The organism is Micromonospora antibiotica, from assembly GCF_017599305.1.
GTDB lineage: Bacteria > Actinomycetota > Actinomycetes > Mycobacteriales > Micromonosporaceae > Micromonospora > Micromonospora antibiotica.
The window spans coordinates 73,753-86,959 of record NZ_JAGFWR010000026.1; the positions used below are offsets into that span (position 1 = coordinate 73,753).

10 protein-coding genes and 1 pseudogene are annotated in these 13,207 nt (G+C 74.1%); 3 read left to right on the forward strand and 8 right to left on the reverse strand.

The genetic code is table 11. From position 1 onward, the window contains the following. Positions 1–59 precede the first annotated feature (59 nt). Both JQN83_RS27910 and JQN83_RS27915 read left to right on the forward strand, forming a co-directional pair. Positions 60–1,127, forward strand: a complete 1,068-nt coding sequence (locus JQN83_RS27910) for a glycosyltransferase family 2 protein (protein WP_244253346.1) — start codon at positions 60–62, stop codon at positions 1,125–1,127. 265 nt (positions 1,128–1,392) lie between these two features. Further along, on the forward strand, positions 1,393–1,875 hold the full coding sequence (locus tag JQN83_RS27915; protein ID WP_208570136.1) for a DUF4383 domain-containing protein: 483 nt from the start codon (positions 1,393–1,395) through the stop codon (positions 1,873–1,875). Positions 1,876–1,884: 9 nt separating this feature from the next. On the opposite strand, the gene JQN83_RS27920 is transcribed toward JQN83_RS27915, so the two are convergent. The 8 genes from JQN83_RS27920 to JQN83_RS27955 all read right to left on the reverse strand — a co-directional run bounded on the left by JQN83_RS27920 (position 1,885) and on the right by JQN83_RS27955 (position 11,658). Next, positions 1,885–2,334 (reverse strand): GNAT family N-acetyltransferase, encoded by a 450-nt coding sequence (locus JQN83_RS27920; protein WP_208570137.1) that lies wholly within the window; start codon positions 2,332–2,334, stop codon positions 1,885–1,887. A 70-nt stretch (positions 2,335–2,404) separates the two neighbouring features. Next, positions 2,405–3,874 carry a GTPase ObgE gene (gene obgE, locus JQN83_RS27925; protein WP_208570138.1) on the reverse strand — a complete coding sequence of 490 codons (1,470 nt, stop codon included), beginning with the start codon at positions 3,872–3,874 and terminating at the stop codon, positions 2,405–2,407. A gap of 154 nt (positions 3,875–4,028) precedes the next feature. After that, entirely contained in the window at positions 4,029–4,280 is a 252-nt protein-coding gene (rpmA, locus tag JQN83_RS27930) for a 50S ribosomal protein L27 (RefSeq protein ID WP_208570139.1), read from the reverse strand. 11 nt (positions 4,281–4,291) lie between these two features. Then, positions 4,292–4,606, reverse strand: a complete 315-nt coding sequence (rplU, locus tag JQN83_RS27935; RefSeq protein ID WP_067312477.1) for a 50S ribosomal protein L21 — start codon at positions 4,604–4,606, stop codon at positions 4,292–4,294. A gap of 224 nt (positions 4,607–4,830) precedes the next feature. Next, positions 4,831–5,325: a hypothetical protein gene (locus JQN83_RS27940; RefSeq protein WP_208570140.1), complete on the reverse strand. Its 495-nt coding sequence runs from the start codon at positions 5,323–5,325 to the stop codon at positions 4,831–4,833. Positions 5,326–5,440: 115 nt separating this feature from the next. Beyond that, complete coding sequence (locus tag JQN83_RS27945) at positions 5,441–8,575, reverse strand: Rne/Rng family ribonuclease (RefSeq protein WP_208570141.1); 3,135 nt, start codon at positions 8,573–8,575, stop codon at positions 5,441–5,443. 131 nt (positions 8,576–8,706) lie between these two features. Then, positions 8,707–9,426, reverse strand: a complete 720-nt coding sequence (locus JQN83_RS27950) for a TIGR03936 family radical SAM-associated protein (protein ID WP_208570151.1) — start codon at positions 9,424–9,426, stop codon at positions 8,707–8,709. 201 nt (positions 9,427–9,627) lie between these two features. Then, entirely contained in the window at positions 9,628–11,658 is a 2,031-nt protein-coding gene (locus JQN83_RS27955; RefSeq protein ID WP_208570142.1) for a TIGR03960 family B12-binding radical SAM protein, read from the reverse strand. A 201-nt stretch (positions 11,659–11,859) separates the two neighbouring features. Between JQN83_RS27955 and JQN83_RS27960 the strand changes: the two are divergent. Continuing rightward, a pseudogene (locus tag JQN83_RS27960) lies at positions 11,860–13,207 on the forward strand (hypothetical protein); the annotation flags it as partial.

Consider the following 13,207-nt stretch of genomic DNA (forward strand, 5'->3'; position numbering starts at 1 on the left):
CGCCGCACCGGCCGGCACCGCCGTACCGGCACCTTCCAGGGCCGCTGGGCGGCGGGCGGATGAGCGCCCCCGCCGCGCGGCCGGTCCCGGTCGGGTCCCGCCCCACCGCCACGCCGGGCGGCCCACCCCGGCTCCCCGTCGAGTACGTCCTGCCGCTGTGCCACGGTGACGACGACGGCCCGGACGAGCTGACCGGCTACCTGCGCACGCTGGGCCGGCTGGTCGACGTGACCGTGGTCGACAGCTCACCACCGGAGGTCTTCGCCCGGCACGCCGCCCGCTGGCACGGCCTGCTGCGCCACCTGCCACCCGATCCGACGGTGCACGGCGTCAACGCCACGGTGCGCGCGGTGCTGACCGGGGTGGCGGCGGCGCGGCACGAACACGTGGTGATCGCCGACGACGACGTCCGGTACGACGAGGCGGGGCTGCGGGCGGTGCACCGGTTACTGGACACCGCCGACCTGGTCCGCCCGCAGCACTACTTCCACCCGCTGCCCTGGCACGCCTGGTGGGACACCGGTCGGACCCTGCTCAACCGGGCGTTCGGCGCGGACCGGCCGGGCACCCTGGCGGTGCGGCGCAGCACCTTCCGGGCGATGGGCGGCTACGACCCGGACGTGCTCTTCGAGAACCTGGAACTGGTCCGCACCGTCCGGGCGTACGGCGGGACCGAGGCCAGCCCCGCCTGGCTCTACGTACGACGGTTGCCGCCCGGTGTGGCGCACTTCCGCAGGCAGCGGGTCCGCCAGGCGTACGACGACCTGGCCCGGCCGGCGCGGCTGCTGGTCGCGCTGGCGGTGCTGCCCGGGGCGCTGGCCGCGGTGCTGGCCCGCCGGCCGGGTCTGCTGGCCGGCGCGGCGGCCACTGCGGTGGCGGTGGCGGAGGTCGGCCGACGGCGGGCCGGCGGATCGGCGGTGTTCCCCCCGACCACCGCGCTGGCCGCGCCGTTCTGGCTGCTCGAACGCGGGGTCTGCGGCTGGCTCGCGCTGGCCCGTGGGGTGGGTCGCGGCGGGGTCCGGCTGCCGGCCCACTCGGTACGGGCGCTGCGTCGCCAACTGACCCCGGTGGAGCCCAGCGACCTGACCCGGTGGATCCGCGCCGATCCCGCCACCCGGGGCCGCTGACCGGGCCTGACCCACCACCCGGGCCGCTGACCGGGACTCACCCGACCATCCCGGGCCGCTGACCGGGACTCACCCGGCCACCCCGGGCCGCTGACCGGGTCCGACCGGCCGGCCATGGGGTCCGGCCGCCGGAGCCGGCCGGCCCGCCACCGGGCGGGTGCCGCAGCAGGTGGTCGGGGTCCTTTCGTCGTTTCTCCCGCCCAGGGCCGCCCCACCGCCCAGAATATGGAAATCGTCCGACCGTCGGCCCCTGGAGGTGACAGCGATGGCCCACGCCACGCGACGGCCCGCCCCGGCCGCCCCGAAGCCCCGGGTCCAGCTGGTCGCCACCATCGTCGCGGCCGTCTTCCTGCTGCTCGGCATCCTCGGCTTCGTCCCCGGCGTCACCACCGGCTACGGGGAGCTGGCCTTCGCCGGCCACCACTCCGGCGCGGAACTGTTCGGGGTGTTCCAGGTGTCGGTGCTGCACAACCTGCTGCACCTCGTCTTCGGCCTGGTCGGCCTGGTGCTGGCCCGTCGGCTCGGCGGGGCCCGGATCTACCTCACCGTCGGCGGGGTGCTCTACCTGGCGCTCTGGCTCTACGGTTTCGCCGTCACCCGGGACACCCCGGCCAACATCGTGCCGTTCAACGACGCGGACAGCTGGCTGCACCTCATGCTCGGCCTCGGCATGCTCGCCGTCGGGCTGCTGCTGTCCAACGACGCCGGCACGGGCGGCCGGCTGGACGTCCCACCCGACCGGGGCTGACCCTCGCGTTCAGGCCGCCACCGGCAGCCGCTTGGCGAAGCACACGCTGTACGGGTTGTCGACGTACTCGCCGTAGACCGGGATCGGCCGGTAGCCACAGGAGGTGTAGAGGCCGATCGCAGCCGGCAGGTAACTGCCCGTCTCCAGGCAGAGCACCGAGTGGCCCTGCTGGAACGCCAGCTCCTCCAGCGCACTGAGCAACTGCCGGGCGATCCCCCGCCCCCGGTAACCCGGGCGGACGTACATCCGCTTCAACTCGCCGGTGTCGGCGTCGAGGGACTGGACACCACCACAGGCCACCACCCGGCCGCCGTCCACCACCACCAGGTAGCGGATGCCGTCGTGCACCACCGTGACCTGCCCGTCCAGCCCGCCGTCGGCCTCGCGCAGCTCCCGCTGCTGGGCGGCGACCAGCGCGTCGACCTCCGGGTCGGTGGCGGGACGGGACTCGATCAGCATCACCCCACGCTAGGCCGGGTCCGTTTCGCGGAGGTTTCCGGAAAACGACCCGGGCCCGACCGGTACGGGGCTACTCCTCGTCGTCGTCCTCGTCGTCGTCCGGCAGGTCGTGCGGGGCCGAGGCCAGCTCGTCCTCGGGGCGCTGCCGGCGGGCCTTGCGGGCGGCCAGCCGCTCGGCCGCCGCAGGGCGCGACGACTTCTCCTCCAGCCGCACGTCGGTGCCCCGGTTGCCGGGGACGAAGTCGACGCCGGCATACAGGGTCGGCTGCCAGTCGAACTCCCGCTCGCCGATCCGGACCAGGTCACCGGGGCTCGCGCCGGCCCTGGCCAGCTTCTCCTCCACCCCCAGCCGGGCCAGCCGGTCGGCGAGGAAGCCGACCGCCTCGTCGTTGTCGAAGTTCGTCTGGCGTACCCAGCGCTCGGGTCGGACCCCCCGGACGGTGAACGAGCCGTCGGCCGCCGCCTCGATGGTGAAGCCGGCGTCGTCGACCGCCTTGGGGCGGATCACGACCCGGGTCGGCTCGGCCGGCGGCGCGGCACGGCGGGCCTGGTCGACCAGCTCCGCCATTGCGTACGTCAGCTCCTTGAGCCCCTCCCGGGTGGCCGCGGAGACGTCGAACACCTGGAACCCACGCGCCTCGAGGTCGGGGCGGACGATGTCGGCGAGGTCCTGCCCGTCGGGCACGTCGACCTTGTTGAGCGCCACCAGCCGGGGCCGGTCGGCCAGCCCGCCGTACTCGGCCAGCTCCGCCTCGATGGTGTCGATGTCGGCCAACGGGTCCCGGCCCGGCTCCAGGGTCGCCGTGTCGACCACGTGCACCAGCACGGCGCACCGCTCGACGTGGCGCAGGAACTCCAGGCCCAGCCCCTTGCCGGTGGCCGCGCCCGGGATCAGACCCGGCACGTCGGCGACGGTGAAGGTGTGGTTGTCCACCCGGACCACGCCCAGGTTGGGCACCAGGGTGGTGAACGGGTAGTCGGCGATCTTCGGTTTTGCGGCGGAGATCACCGAGATCAGCGACGACTTGCCCGCCGACGGGAAACCGACCAGGCCGACGTCGGCGACGCTCTTGAGTTCGAGCACCACGTCGAGCCGGTCACCGGGCTCGCCCAGTTCGGCGAAGCCGGGCGCCTTGCGCCGGGCGTTGGCCAGCGAGGCGTTGCCCCGCCCGCCGCGCCCACCGCGCGCCGCCTCGAAGGTGGTGCCCACACCGACCAGGTCGGCCAGCACCGTACCGTCGAGGGTCTGCACGACCGTGCCGTTCGGCACCTTGATCAGCAGGTCGTGGCCCTTGGCGCCGTCCCGGTTCGAACCCGCGCCGCCCTTGCCGTTCTCGGCCTTCATGTGCGGGCGGAAGTGGAAGTCCAACAGCGTGGTCACCTGCGGGTCGACCACCAGCGAGACACTGCCGCCGTGCCCGCCGTCGCCCCCGTCCGGGCCGCCGAAGGGCTTGAACTTCTCCCGGTGGATGGAGACACAGCCGTGCCCGCCGTCGCCGGCCTGCATGTGCAGGACGACCCGGTCAACGAACGTCGTCACGACGCCAATCCTTCCAGCGGGGTCCGGCCCCGCACCTGAAAACACCCCCGGGCCCCGGCGCGACGGCGACGGGCACCCGGCGGTGGGAGCATCCCCCACCTGAAACGGCGAAGCGGGCCGGGACCCGAGGTCCGCGGCCCGCTTCGCCTTCGAGCTACTGCGGCACGATGCTGACGGTCTTGCGACCCCGCTTGGTGCCGAACAGGACCGAGCCGGCGGACAGCGCGAAGAGCGTGTCGTCGCCACCACGGCCGACCAGGTCACCGGGGTGGAACTTGGTGCCACGCTGACGGATGAGGATCTCACCCGCGCTGACGACCTGACCACCGAAGCGCTTCACGCCGAGTCGCTGGGCCGCGGAGTCACGACCGTTACGCGAGCTGGACGCACCCTTTTTGTGAGCCATTGTCCGACGACCTACTTCCCGCTGGAGATGCCGGTCACCTTGACCTGGGTCAGCGGCTGGCGGTGACCCTGGCGCTTGTGGTAGCCGGTCTTGTTCTTGAACTTGTGGATCCGGATCTTCGGGCCCTTGGTGTGCGCGGCGATCTCGCCGGACACCGCGACCTTGGCAAGCTTCGCCGCGTCGGTCACCAGGTCGTCACCGTCGACGAGGAGCACCGCGGTGAGCTTCACCGCGTCACCGGGGGCACCGGTGAGCTTCTCGACCTCGATCACGTCGCCCTCGGCGACCTTGTACTGCTTGCCGCCGGTCTTGACGATCGCGTACATCGGAGGCGGACTCCCTGTCGTTGAGGCTGCTGGCGGTCGTTCCCATGGCAACTCGCCGGGTAGCTGTGACACCGGCAGCGCGGGCACGCGGGAACTCGGCACACCAAAGTGCGCCGCAGGAAAGAGTACGCCATCATCCACCCGCGCCCCAAACCGACCCCCCCTGTCGAGCGGCCCTCCCGGCAGCCGGGCGGGTCGACCGACCACACCGCCACCGACCGCCGTCAGCGGGAGCAGAGCTGGTCCAGCCGCTGCTGGAGCCGGTCCAGCTCGGTCTCGTCGATCGAGTCGACGTCGGTGCCGAGCCGGCCGATCTCGGTGGCCAGGTCGGCGAGCAGGGCCTTCAACTGGGGGTCGGTGGCCCGGCCGGACTGCTGTCGCAACACGGTCCGCCACGTGGTCAGCGCCGTCTCCGCCCGTTTGCGGGCGGTGTCCGCCGCCGTGCTGTCGTTCGCGCCGACCGCCGCGATCATCTTGCCCAGTTCCTCGACGTAGGTGCGCACCGCAGTGGTCGACGCGGCCTCCGCGTCGGCGCACACCTGCGGCCCGTTGCCACCCGCCGGGGAACCGCTCACCACGGCGGACGGGACCACGGTGGCGGGGGTCACGGCACCGGACGGCCGGCCGGAGGTGGTCGGCGGGTCGGCCCGGTCGCCGGAGCACCCGACGCCGGTCAGCAGGACGGTGGCCACCACGATGGCGGCGGGCAGGCGGCGCATGTCATCTCCTAGCCGGGGTGCCCGATCGTATCGTCGGCCACCGGCACGGCAGGACCCCTCCCACCGGCGGTGTGCCGGGGAAGGGGTCCGGTGCTGCCAGGCGCGGGTCAGCCCGTCACGGTCGGGTACGGCGACGGGCACCGCCCCGGCGGGAACGACGCCGGCCCGTGCCGGCGTCCCCACCGTCGTCGTCGCCGTCGGCCTCGCCGAGCGCGTCCGGGTCGTCCGCTCCCGCGAGCCGGGCCGACTCGCCCGTCTGGGCGTCGGCCACGGCCGGGGTCTGCGTCTCGTACCGGGACAGGTCGTAGCCCATGGTGTCGTCGTAGCCGGCGTCGACCGCCGGGGCGGCGACCTCGACGTCGGTGGCGTCGGTGGTCTCGACCACGGTCCGCTCCGCCGTGGCCGCCTTGCGGGCCCGCCGCCGCGACGACGCGCTGACCGGCGGCTCGGCCGCCGGGGCGGTGACCGCCGAGGCGACGGCCTTGACCCGGTCGCCCGCGCCGCCGTTGACGGCACGCGGCTTCTCCGGCACCGGCTCGGTGTGGATCACCAGGCCCCGGCCCTTGCAGCACTCGCAGGGCTCGCTGAACGCCTCCAGCAGGCCGGCACCGATCCGCTTACGGGTCATCTGCACCAGGCCGAGCGAGGTGATCTCGGTCACCTGGTGCTTGGTGCGGTCCCGGCCCAGGCACTCGGTGAGCCGGCGCAGCACCAGCTCCCGGTTGGACTCCAACACCATGTCGATGAAGTCGATCACCACGATGCCGCCGATGTCGCGCAGCCGCAGCTGGCGGACGATCTCCTCGGCCGCCTCCAGGTTGTTGCGGGTGACCGTCTCCTCCAGGTTGCCCCCGGAGCCGGTGTACTTGCCGGTGTTGACGTCGATGACGGTCATCGCCTCGGTACGGTCGATCACCAGCGAACCACCGGAGGGCAGGAAGACCTTGCGGTCCAGCCCCTTGATGATCTGCTCGTCGATGCGGTACTCGGTGAACACGTCGGCGGTGCCGACGTACCGGCGCACCCGGTCGACCAGGTCCGGCGAGACGTGCGACAGGTACGACTCGACCATGCCGTACGACTGCTCACCCTCGATGACCAGCTCGCGGAAGTCCTCGTTGAACAGGTCCCGGACCACCCGGATGACCAGGTCGGGCTCCTCGTAGAGCAGCACCGGAGCGCCGCCACCGGTCGCCTTGGCCTGGATGTCCTCCCACTGGGCCTGCAACCGCTTGACGTCCCGGGCCAACTCGTCCTCGCTGGCCCCCTCGGCGGCGGTCCGGACGATCACGCCCGCGCCGTCGGGGACCAGCTTCTTGAGCACGTCGCGCAGCCGCTTACGCTCGTTGTCGGGCAGCTTGCGGCTGATCCCGGAGGCGTTGCCGTTGGGCACGTAGACCAGGTGCCGGCCGGAGAGCGCGACGTGGCTGGTCAGCCGGGCACCCTTGTGGCCGATCGGGTCCTTGGTGACCTGGACCAGCACCGAGTCGCCGGAGCGCAGCGCCTGCTCGATCGAGCGCGAACGCCCCTCCAGGCCGCTGCTGTCCCAGTTGACCTCACCGGCGTACAGGACGGCGTTGCGGCCCCGCCCGACGTCGACGAAGGCCGCCTCCATGCTGGGCAGGACGTTCTGCACCTTGCCCAGGTAGACGTTGCCGGCCATGGTGCCCGACGAGTTACGGGTGACGTAGTGCTCGACCAGGACGCCGTCCTCCAGGACCACGATCTGGGTCCGGTCGCCGCGCTGGCGGACCGCCATCACCCGGTCGACCGCCTCCCGGCGGGCCAGGAACTCCGACTCGCTCAGGATCGGCGGCCGGGTCCGGCGCTGCTCCCGGCCGTCCCGGCGACGCTGGCGCTTGGCCTCCAGCCGGGTCGAGCCGGAGACGCCCTGCACCTCGTCGACGGCCTTGCGGGGCTCCCGGATCTTGACCACCGTGGGTACGCCGTCGTCGGCGCCACCCTCGACGTCCCCGGCACCCCGACGGCGACGCCGACGCCGACGACGGGTCAGCCCGTCCCCGTCGCCCTCGTCCTCGGTGTCGTCCCCCTCGGCCTCGGCCTGGGCCGGCTCCTCGGTGTCGTCCTCGTCGGCGTCGTCCGCGCCGCCCTTGCCCCGGCCCCGACCCCGCCGACCCCGGCGACGTCGGCGGCGCGCGGCGGCCGACTCGTCGTCGTCCTCGTCGTCACCGTCGTCCTCGGCGCCCTCCTCGGCCTCGCCGGTGGGCTCCTCCACGACGGGCTCGACCGGCTCGACGGCCTCGACCGGCTCGGTCTCCCGGCGGCCACGGCGACGCCGCCGCCCGGTCTCGACGGGCTCCTCGGCGGGCTCCTCGACCGGTGCCTCGGCGACCGGGCCGGGCTCGACCACCCGGAAGGTGGGCAGCTCCTCCGGCTGCGGGGCCATGAACAGGACCGTCGGCGCGGCGATCGCGGCCCGTCGCCGACGGGTCCGCGGCTGCGGCTCGGCCGGCTCCACCGCCTCGTCGACGGCCGGCACGGCAACCCCGGGCGGCACCTCCCCGGTCCGGTTACCGGCCGCGGCCGGTGGCGTCGACCCGGAGGCCGGCCGGTCGGCTGCGGGCTCCTCCGCGACGGGCTCCCCGACCAGGGGCTCCTCGGCCTCGTCGGCGACGGTCGGCTCGGTCGGGGCAGCCGCCTCCACGGCGGGCTCCTCCGCCGCGACGGCCGGCTCCTGAGCTGCGGAAACCGGAGCCACCGCCGCCGGAGCAGCAGGGGCCTCGGCGGCCGGCAGCGGCGCGGCCGGGGTCTCGGCGGGTGGCTCGGTCGCCGCCGGGGCGACGGCCTTCTTCCGCCGGGTACGGGTCACCTTCACCGGCGGGACGAGTTCCGCGCTGCCCTCCTCCACCCCGTCGGCGACCACCGGCTCCTCGGCCGCCTTGGCCGGGGTGGCCTTGCGGCGACGTCGGGTGGTCTTCGGCGCGGAGTCCAACTCACCGGCGACCGGGACGATCACCTCGGCCTGCTGTGACTCGTCGGTGGCCGAGGCGGCGGTGGCGGACGCCTCGGCGGGCGCTCCCCCGGTCAACTCCGGCTGGCTCAGCGGCGCGACCCGCCGTCGGGTGGTCCGCCGCCGGGTCGGGGGGGCCGCCGCGCCGTCCGGCGACGCCGCAGCGCCCTCCGGTGGCGTGGCGGCGGCTCCCGTGCCGCCGTCGACGGTGCTGTCGGCGGTGTCGCCGGCCGGCTGGGAACCGGTCCGTTCGCCGCCCTCGGGCTCGTTCTCGAGCATGGACGTTCTCCAGTTCTGGCGGCCCCGGGCGCGGGTGAGCGCTGCCACGCAGGATCGCCGCAAAAGTGTTTCCGCCGGGCACGCGACGTGCGCGACCGCCGAAGTCTGCCTGCCAGAACGCTGACCGACGGTCAGTGTTCTCCGATGGCTGCCCCGTCGCGATCCGCGTCCAACGGATCCACGATCGCACCCTGCGCGGTCAACACGCCCTGCGCCAGCCGGATCACCCTCGGGGAGACCGGCGGCTCCAGGGCGGCCACCACGCGGAGGCCGGAAAGGACGTCATCGGGTCGTACGGACGGGGTGACCTGCCGTACGACCAGTTCGAGTATCGCACATGACGAGTCCGCTGCCCCGGAAGGCGTCTCCCCCGACGGCAGCACATCGATGTTGGTCACCGCCCCACGGGCGTCGAACGTCCGTCGGCCCTGCTTGGTCATCCGCTCGACCTGCACCTCGTCGGCGGCCACGAAGGCGGCCACCGCCCGTCGTGCCACGTCCGGGTCGACGTCGGGCAGCTCGATGCGCCAGTGCGACGCCTCGATCCGCTCGGCCAGGCTCCCCCCGGCGGCGACGACCACCTCCAGCACGTCGAGGCCCGGTGAGAGCGCCGCGTCGAGGGCCAGCCGCAGCTGCTCCGGGTCGACCGTCGCCTGGAGGCCGACCTCCAGGTACTCCGCCTCGCTGGCGACGCCGGTGGGAGCGGCGCTGGCGTAGGAGATCTTCGGATGCGGGGTGAAGCCCTGGGAGAAGGCCACCGGCACGGCGGCACGGCGCAGGGCCCGCTCGAAGGCACGGGCGAAGTCCCGGTGGGAGGTGAACCGCAACGGCCCGCGCTTGGCGTACCGGATCCGGACACGCTGGACGACCGGCGCCTGCCCGCCCTCCGGCTGTGGTTTCCTGCTGATCGTCGTACTCCTCGGTCTGACGCCGGCCGGTGGTGCCGCGCCCCGGGTCGACCCGGGGCGCGAACTGCCGGTGACGATAGCTTCACGATCGTCGGAACGGGACGGGCGGCCCGCCACAGCGCGCCGGCCCCGCCCCGTCGGCGGTCACTGCTGGGCGCCGGTGGGCACCTTCAGCGCGGTGACCGGGGTGAGCGGCAGGAGCTTACGGCCGGTGGGCCCGATCTGGATCTCGGTGTCCATCGACGGGCAGACGCCGCAGTCGAAGCACGGGGTCCACCGGCAGTCGTCCTGCTCGTACTCGCCCAGCGAGTCCTGCCAGTCCTGCCACAGCCAGTCCTTGTCCAGGCCCGAGTCGAGGTGGTCCCAGGGCAGCACCTCCAGCTCGTCGCGCTGCCGGGTGGTGTACCAGTCCAGGTCCACGCCGAAGCCCGGGAGCACCGCGGCGGCGGCGTCCACCCAACGCCGGTACGAGAAGTGCTCGCTCCAGCCGTCGAACCGGCCACCGTTGCGCCACACCTCGTGGATCACCGCACCGACCCGGCGGTCACCCCGGCTGAGCAGGCCCTCGATCAGCGACGGCTCGCCGTCGTGGTAGCGGAAACCGATGGCCCGGCCGAGCGACCGGTCCGCGTTGATGGCCTGCTTGAGCAGCTTGAGCCGGCCGTCGATGACCTCGGGCCGCTCCATCGACGCCCACTGGAACGGGGTGTGCGGCTTGGGCACGAACCCGCCGATCGAGACGGTGCAGCGGATGTCCTTGGAGCCGGTGGCCGCCCGCCCGGCCCGGATCACCTCGTGCGCCATGTCGGCGATCTCGAGGACGTCGGCGTCGGTCTCGGTGGGCAGGCCGCACATGAAGTAGAGCTTCACCTGCCGCCAACCGTTGGTGTACGCGGTGACCACCGTGCGGATCAGGTCGTCCTTCGACACCATCTTGTTGATGACCTTGCGGATCCGCTCCGACCCGCCCTCCGGGGCGAAGGTCAGCCCGGTCCGCCGTCCGTTGCGGGACAGCTCCTGTGCCAGGTCGATGTTGAACGCGTCCACCCGGGTCGACGGCAGGGACAGCGACACGTTGGTGCCGGCGTACTGCTCGGCCAGGCCGGAGCACATGTCGCCGATCTCGGAGTGGTCGGCCGACGACAGCGACAGCAGCCCCACCTCGTGGAAGCCGGAGAACTCCAGCCCCTGCTGGACCATCTGCCCCACGGTGGTGATCGACCGCTCCCGCACCGGGCGGGTGATCATGCCGGCCTGGCAGAACCGGCAACCCCGGGTGCAGCCCCGGAAGATCTCCACCGCGTACCGCTCGTGCACCGTCTCGGCCAGCGGCACGAGCGGCTTCTTCGGGTACGGCCAGGCGTCCAGGTCCATCGTCGTGCGCTTGTGCACCCGGAACGGCACGTCCGGGCGGTTGGGCACCACCCGCTGGATCCGACCGTCGGGCAGGTAGTCCACGTCGTAGAAACGCGGCACGTAGACGCTCTCGGTGCGGGCCAGCCGCAGCAGCAGCTCGTCGCGGCCACCCGGGGAACCCTCCGCCTTCCACTCCCGGACGATCGTGGTGATCTCCAGGACCGCCTCCTCGCCGTCGCCGAGCACGGCGGCGTCGATGAAGTCGGCGATCGGCTCCGGGTTGAACGCGGCGTGCCCACCGGCCACGATCACCGGGTCGGCCCCGGTGCGGTCGGCCGCCAGCATCGGGATGCCGGCCAGGTCGATCGCGGTGAGCAGGTTGGTGTAGCCGAGCTCGGTGGAGAACGAGACCCCGAACACGTCGAAGCGGCGCACCGAGCGGTGCGCGTCGACGGTGAACTGCGGCACGCCGTGGGTGCGCATCAGCGCCTCCAGGTCGGGCCAGACCGCGTACGTCCGCTCGGCCAGCACGTCGGGCAGCTCGTTGAGCACCTCGTAGAGGATCTGCACACCCTGGTTGGGCAGGCCCACCTCGTACGCGTCGGGATACATCAGCGCCCACCGGACGGTCGCCGCGTCCCAGTCCTTGACCACCGCGCCCAGCTCGCCACCGACGTACTGGATGGGCTTGGTCACCTGGGGCAGCAGCGCCTCCAGCCGGGGCCACACCGACAGCGTGGTGTCGTGGTGCGGCGACGCGACCGCCGCGTCGTCGGGCGTGGCCGCGGCGGGGCGCGGGGTCGTGGACGGAGCACTCATGGAGCCCAAGGGTACGCGTCCACCCACGGACGGCACGCCGCACCGCCGGTCTCCCCCACCGCCCCGGCGGCCCGCAGGTGTCCGGTGCCGGGCGGGCGGGCGGACGGCCGGTGGCATGGCCGGGGATTCCCGGTCGCGGGGCGGGCGGTCGCGGTACCGCCGATTGGTCGAGGTGGCGCCCCGGTACTAACCTCGCAACCGGTGCGAGAGGAGATTGCCGCGATGCCGCAGCCGCAGCCGGGAACAGACCGGCTGGCCGAGGGGGGCGACCCGGTCCCGGGTCGGCAGCAGGATCCGGTGGTCTCCGCCGGGCCAGCCGACCTCCCCGTACCGCCTGACAGCGACCCTGCCGACACCGCAGCGCCGGCCGAGGAGCCCGCTGAGGTCACGCAGGGCGACCCCACGCACCCGGCCGGCGAGTCTTCCCCGCCCGCCGACTCCACCCCGCCGGAGCCGACCAACCAGGCGGAGCCGACCACCCCGACGGAGCCAGCCAGCCTGGCCAACCCGCCCGCGCCGACAGGCCCAGACGAGCCGGCCACCGGGTCGGACCCGACCGACGCGGCCACCCCGCCGGAGCCGACCACCCCGCCTGAGCCGACCAACCAGGCGGAGCCAGCCAGCCAGGCGGAGCCGACCAGCCAGACCACCCCGCCCGCGCCGGCCGACCCGGACGAGCCGGCCACCGCGCCGGACCCGACCGACCAGGCCAGCCCGCCGGAGCCGACAGGCCCGGCCGGACAGTTCAGCCCGCCGGTGCCCGGCACGGCGGCGGAGCCGGCAAGCCCGGCACGGGGGGTCGCACCCGGCCCCACCACCCCGGCGCGCGGGTCGGCCACCGTTCCGGCCCGGAGCACGGCACCCGAGCCGCCGACACCCGAGCCGCCGCCCGGTCGACCCGACCCGACCCGGGTGGAGCAGCACCCCGGCACCCCCCGCCCCGACGCCGTTCGCCCCGACGCCACCCGGGTGGAGCACCGGCCCGACGCCACCCGGCTGGAACAGCGGCCCGACGCCACCCGGCTGGAACAGCGGCCCGACCAGACGCTGGAGCAGCCCGCGGCCCCCCGCTGGAGCGGTTCCGCCGCCGTACCCGCGCCGCCGCCCCGCCGCCGCAGCTGGGGTGAGTCGGTGGAGTTCGCCCCAGTGCCGCCGCCTCCGCCGCCCCTTCCGCCGGAGCTGCCCGAACACCGCGCCCCGGTGGACCCGTGGGCGGGCGTGGACACCGGCGGCTGGGACCTGCACCACCCGGAGCTGGCCGCGCTGCCCTACCCCCCGTCGCCGCCGACCCGCCCCTACCCACCGGCCGCCGACCCGACCCCGCCCCACCAGCACACCCCGACCCCGACCCCGCCCCACCAGCACACCCCCACCCCGACCCCGCCGAACCCCCCGGCGCCGGCGTACCCGTCGGTGTCGTCGGCCGGCCCCGCCGCACCCTCACCGACCCGGCCGTACCCGGTCGCGCCGGTGCCGGTCGCGCGGCCGGCGTCCCCGCCGCCGGCCCGCCCGGCGCTGCCACCTGCGCCGCCGCCCGCGCCACCCCGGC

Coding starts and splice junctions, on each gene's coding strand:
- JQN83_RS27910 (WP_244253346.1), top strand. CDS start 60: ATGAGCGCCCCCGCCGCGCGGCCGGTCCCGGTCGGGTCCCGCCCCACC.
- JQN83_RS27915 (WP_208570136.1), top strand. CDS start 1,393: ATGGCCCACGCCACGCGACGGCCCGCCCCGGCCGCCCCGAAGCCCCGG.
- JQN83_RS27920 (WP_208570137.1), bottom strand. CDS start 2,334: ATGCTGATCGAGTCCCGTCCCGCCACCGACCCGGAGGTCGACGCGCTG.
- rpmA (WP_208570139.1), bottom strand. CDS start 4,280: ATGGCTCACAAAAAGGGTGCGTCCAGCTCGCGTAACGGTCGTGACTCC.
- rplU (WP_067312477.1), bottom strand. CDS start 4,606: ATGTACGCGATCGTCAAGACCGGCGGCAAGCAGTACAAGGTCGCCGAG.
- JQN83_RS27940 (WP_208570140.1), bottom strand. CDS start 5,325: ATGCGCCGCCTGCCCGCCGCCATCGTGGTGGCCACCGTCCTGCTGACC.
- JQN83_RS27945 (WP_208570141.1), bottom strand. CDS start 8,575: ATGCTCGAGAACGAGCCCGAGGGCGGCGAACGGACCGGTTCCCAGCCG.
- JQN83_RS27955 (WP_208570142.1), bottom strand. CDS start 11,658: ATGAGTGCTCCGTCCACGACCCCGCGCCCCGCCGCGGCCACGCCCGAC.